This window comes from Pseudomonas sp. 2VD, assembly GCF_005503585.1.
GTDB lineage: Bacteria > Pseudomonadota > Gammaproteobacteria > Pseudomonadales > Pseudomonadaceae > Pseudomonas > Pseudomonas aeruginosa.
Genome location: NZ_SCND01000573.1, coordinates 1 through 2254, shown reverse-complemented (window position 1 = coordinate 2254; position 2254 = coordinate 1). Strand labels below are relative to the sequence as shown.

At 65.9% G+C, this 2254-nt stretch carries 3 protein-coding genes; all 3 read left to right on the top strand.

Annotated features, from left to right (window positions below; genetic code table 11):
- On the top strand, positions 1-876 hold an 876-nt coding region (gene murD / locus FFS27_RS31850; protein WP_132540459.1), incomplete at its 5' end, for a UDP-N-acetylmuramoyl-L-alanine--D-glutamate ligase.
- Positions 876-2075 (top strand): putative lipid II flippase FtsW, encoded by a 1200-nt coding sequence (gene ftsW, locus FFS27_RS31845; RefSeq protein WP_003094125.1) that lies wholly within the window; start codon positions 876-878, stop codon positions 2073-2075. The genes murD and ftsW, both read left to right, overlap by 1 nt.
- Positions 2065-2254, top strand: a 190-nt coding sequence (locus FFS27_RS31840) for a glycosyltransferase (RefSeq protein ID WP_171019276.1), incomplete at its 3' end; no start/stop codon positions are given. The genes ftsW and FFS27_RS31840, both read left to right, overlap by 11 nt.

Sequence of the window (2254 nt, the reverse complement as noted above, 5' to 3'; positions counted from 1 at the left end):
CTGTACGTGCTGGAGCTGTCGAGCTTCCAGCTGGAAACCTGCGATCGCCTCAACGCCGAGGTGGCGACCGTGCTGAACGTCAGCGAAGACCATATGGATCGCTACGACGGCATGGCTGACTACCACCTGGCCAAGCACCGGATCTTCCGCGGTGCCCGCCAGGTCGTGGTGAATCGCGCCGATGCCCTGACCCGACCGCTGATCGCCGATACCGTGCCGTGCTGGTCGTTCGGCCTGAACAAGCCGGACTTCAAGGCTTTCGGCCTGATCGAGGAAGACGGCCAGAAGTGGCTGGCGTTCCAGTTCGACAAGCTGCTGCCGGTCGGCGAACTGAAGATCCGTGGCGCCCACAACTATTCCAACGCGCTCGCCGCGCTGGCGCTGGGCCATGCGGTCGGCCTGCCGTTCGACGCCATGCTCGGCGCGCTGAAGGCGTTTTCCGGCCTGGCTCATCGCTGCCAGTGGGTACGCGAGCGGCAGGGCGTGAGCTACTACGACGATTCCAAGGCCACCAACGTCGGCGCCGCCCTGGCGGCGATCGAGGGGCTGGGTGCCGACATCGACGGCAAGCTGGTGCTGCTCGCCGGCGGAGACGGCAAGGGCGCCGATTTCCATGACCTGCGCGAGCCGGTCGCGCGCTTCTGCCGGGCGGTGGTACTGCTTGGCCGTGACGCCGGGCTGATTGCCCAGGCACTGGGCAACGCGGTACCGCTGGTGCGCGTCGCAACGCTGGACGAAGCAGTCCGGCAGGCCGCCGAGCTGGCCCGCGAAGGCGATGCGGTGCTGTTGTCGCCGGCCTGCGCGAGCCTGGACATGTTCAAGAACTTCGAAGAACGCGGACGCCTGTTCGCCAAAGCCGTAGAGGAGCTAGCGTGATGCTGTCGGTGTTGCGCCCCTTCCCGTCGCCGCTGTTGAGCCGGCACGGCATCGACCTGGACTTCCCGCTGCTGGCGGGTTGCCTGGCGCTGCTCGGCCTCGGCCTGGTGATGGTGACTTCCGCCTCTTCCGAGGTGGCGGCGGCGCAGTCGGGCAACCCGCTGTACTTCTCCGTCCGTCACCTGATCTACCTGGTGATCGGCCTGATTTCCTGCGGCCTGACTATGATGGTCCCGATGGCCACCTGGCAGCGTTGGGGCTGGAAGCTGTTGCTGGTCGCCTTCGGCCTGCTGGTGCTGGTGATCACCCCCGGTATCGGCCGCGAGGTGAACGGCTCGATGCGCTGGATCGGCTTCGGCCTGTTCAACATCCAGCCTTCGGAGATCGCCAAGGTCTGCGTGGTGATCTTCATGGCCGGCTACCTGATCCGCCGCCAGCAGGAGGTCCGGGAAAGCTGGATGGGCTTCTTCAAGCCCTTCGTGGTGTTGCTGCCGATGGCCGGCCTGCTGCTGCGCGAGCCGGACTTCGGCGCCACCGTGGTAATGATGGGCGCTGCCGCGGCCATGCTGTTCCTCGGCGGGGTGGGGCTGTTCCGCTTCGGCCTGATGGTGCTGCTGGCGGTCGGCGCGGTGGTCCTGCTGATCCAGACCCAGCCCTACCGGATGGCGCGTCTGACCAACTTCACCGACCCCTGGGCCGACCAGTTCGGCGCCGGCTATCAGTTGAGCCAGGCGCTGATCGCCTTCGGCCGCGGCGGCTGGTTGGGCATGGGACTGGGCAATAGCATCCAGAAGCAGTTCTACCTGCCGGAGGCGCACACCGACTTCGTCTTCGCCGTGCTTGCAGAGGAGCTGGGCATCGTCGGCGCCCTGGCGACCGTCGCCCTGTTCGTGTTCGTCAGCCTGCGCGCGCTGTACATCGGCATCTGGGCCGAGCAGGCCAAGCAGTTCTTCTCCGCCTACGTGGCCTACGGCCTGGCCTTCCTCTGGATCGGCCAGTTCCTGATCAACATCGGGGTGAACGTCGGCCTGCTGCCGACCAAGGGCCTGACCCTGCCGTTCCTCAGCTACGGCGGCAGTTCGCTGGTGATCTGCTGTGCCTGTCTGGGGATGTTGCTGCGCATCGAATGGGAACGGCGAACCCACCTGGGTAGCGAGGAATATGAGTTCAACGAAGAGGACTTTGCCGATGAAAGGTAATGTCCTGATCATGGCGGGTGGCACCGGCGGACACGTGTTCCCGGCGCTCGCCTGTGCGCGGGAGTTCCAGGCGCGCGGCTATGCCGTGCACTGGCTGGGGACGCCGCGCGGCATCGAGAATGACCTGGTACCCAAGGCCGGCCTGCCGTTGCACCTGATCTGTCTCTTATACACATTCT

Excerpts from the sequence above, each read along its gene's own strand:
- ftsW (WP_003094125.1), top strand. The coding sequence starts at position 876 with ATGCTGTCGGTGTTGCGCCCCTTCCCGTCGCCGCTGTTGAGCCGGCAC.